The sequence below is a fragment of the Vibrio sp. 10N.222.48.A3 genome, from assembly GCF_041475345.1.
In the GTDB taxonomy this organism is placed as follows: domain Bacteria; phylum Pseudomonadota; class Gammaproteobacteria; order Enterobacterales; family Vibrionaceae; genus Vibrio; species Vibrio tasmaniensis_A.
Genome location: NZ_JBFRVX010000587.1, coordinates 1 through 2,138 on the forward strand (window position 1 = coordinate 1; position 2,138 = coordinate 2,138).

Annotated in this window: 3 protein-coding genes; 1 reads left to right on the forward strand and 2 read right to left on the reverse strand. The window is 44.9% G+C overall.

The features are described from left to right. Together AB4653_RS16650 and AB4653_RS16655 are read right to left on the reverse strand one after the other, a co-directional pair. Positions 1–479, reverse strand: a 479-nt coding sequence (locus tag AB4653_RS16650; protein ID WP_372104767.1) for a patatin-like phospholipase family protein, incomplete at its 3' end; no start/stop codon positions are given. A gap of 334 nt (positions 480–813) precedes the next feature. Continuing rightward, positions 814–1,368, reverse strand: a complete 555-nt coding sequence (locus AB4653_RS16655; RefSeq protein WP_009846993.1) for a hypothetical protein — start codon at positions 1,366–1,368, stop codon at positions 814–816. A gap of 411 nt (positions 1,369–1,779) precedes the next feature. Between AB4653_RS16655 and AB4653_RS16660 the strand changes: the two genes are divergently transcribed. Continuing rightward, positions 1,780–2,138, forward strand: a 359-nt coding sequence (locus AB4653_RS16660) for a DUF3360 family protein (protein ID WP_372071420.1), incomplete at its 3' end; no start/stop codon positions are given.

Here is a 2,138-nt window from a genome sequence, read left to right on the forward strand (position 1 = left end):
GGGTTGAGTACCCCGCCATCAATCAGCGCTTCGCCATTAATCACATGAGGCGTGAAGAACAATGGCAAAGAGATAGAAGCGCGAATGGCATCAAACAGAGAGCCTGATTGCAGCCAAACCTCTTTTTCATCGGCGACGTTAGCGGCAACTGCGGTATAAGGGATAGGCAGTTCTTCAATTGAAATCTCACCGATCAATCCACGCAGTGTGTCGATGATCTTGTCCCCTTTGAAGATACCACTCGACTGCCATGAAAAATCCAACATCATCGCCATATCCGATTGGTCGATACTGGTGACCCACTCTTCAAATTCATCCAACTTACCCGCCGCATAGACACCACCGATAAGTGCGCCAATTGAACAACCAGAGATGGATTTTATCTGGTAGCCATGCTCAATTAACCAACGGATGATTCCAACGTGAACCAAGCCTCTTGCGCCACCACTGCCAAGTACCAACGAGATCGTTTTTTCCATCGTACTCATCCTTTAATTCATTAGCTCTTCAAAGCTTTGGGCAAAAATTATATCACTTCGTGTCAGTGTAAGCTGTGTAATGCTTTGAAAACTGCACCACCTGCGTGCCTAAATGTGTCGCGGATTGAGATCGGGCAGCTTAAGTTGATTGCTGAAACTCATAGACTTTAGACTACCGCACTAAACTAAAAGTGAGTCATTCCAGCAAGCCTAAGCGCGACTAGGAATCTGCTTTCCGTTAGCGCTTGATACAAAAAAGTCGCCCACTTGAAAGCGAGCGACCTCTTGTTGTTCATTGTGTTTTTGAGCTCACTCTGTAAGTGAGAACAAAGAATTACAACACGCGTAAGCACTCTTCTGGCGACAAGCTCAAGAGCGTATTGGCGAAGTTGATCTTCTCATCGCGCCATCTCAATGCTGCCTCTCGACCTTCTTGTGCGTGTCTGTCGGCCTCAAAATAGCTTTTTCTTGGAAGCCCGTCTGCTGGCGTCATCACCATAGACTGTTCATTCAAGCGAAGCGTAAACAAGAACTGACCACGTTGTCCGGTTTGCGCTGCTGGGTGATGCAATGTGGTATCACAGCAATAGCGCCTATCACGCAGTGCGCGGCATGTGTACTCAAAAGCATCTTGAGCACCACGTCCAGGGAACGCGGTATAAACACTGATGCCATCACGTTGCAAAGACTGCTCACCCGCCGCGAGTTGCACCGCATGTTGGATCATCCTAAAGCCCAGAACCACGCCACCAATGCTGTTCAATCCACTGTATTGAATTGCGCCTTCTAAGCTCAGATGAAGTTTGTCTTCCCCTTCATAGAGAAAGAGATCAGGCGATGCCCAATCGCTCTTTGGAATAAGCAGTTGAGTAATATCCGAGTGTTCCATGTTGATCTCCGCAACAATGAGTGTGTTTGAGCCCACAAGGTAACGTAATGAGAATTATTATCAATAGTTTTTAACCAAAAACGTTACCCCAGAAAGCACTCATCGATGGATGTTATCTGATGCTTTAACGCCAAGCATTTCTTGTTAGATAGTCGTTTATTACCCATAAATTCATCGCCTACCAATAAACAGACACATGCTATCTACAGGGTCTAATACTAGTCGTCCGACTCTACGACTAATGTCTAACCGACTGAGTCTATTTGTTTTTTTTGGTTTGGTATAAGGTACTAACAACTAAATGTTAATGAATTTTTAATGATAAGTTGACGCATTGTTTTCACTTCATGCCGTGAGTCAACAACGTTTGTTGGAATAACACACCTCAGAGTGTGAACGAAAGGAATCAAAATGAGCACTACTTTAGAGTCCGCACATATACAAACAGAGAAGCCTCAAGTCCATGAGGATGAACTCACCTATGAACAACAACATAAACCAAGATCGGAATTTGATTCCCGCGAACAATATCTAGAACACGAATTGCAAATCATGTCGCCTAAGCGCTGGCGTCCAAATTTGCCGTTTAAAGATTATCGATTTGAGATAGAAGACACCATCCCAGCGATGGCGGCGACCATTGGTAAAGTGGTTATGGTGGGCGCTATTGCAGCCACCTTTGCTGGGGCTCTCGGATTAAATGAAGACTTCATTCTAGAAAACGTTCGTTATGAACTCCTCATCGCCTCTGTTTTCATTATTATTTTCTC

Excerpts from the sequence above, each read along its gene's own strand:
- AB4653_RS16655 (WP_009846993.1), bottom strand. The coding sequence starts at position 1,368 with ATGGAACACTCGGATATTACTCAACTGCTTATTCCAAAGAGCGATTGG.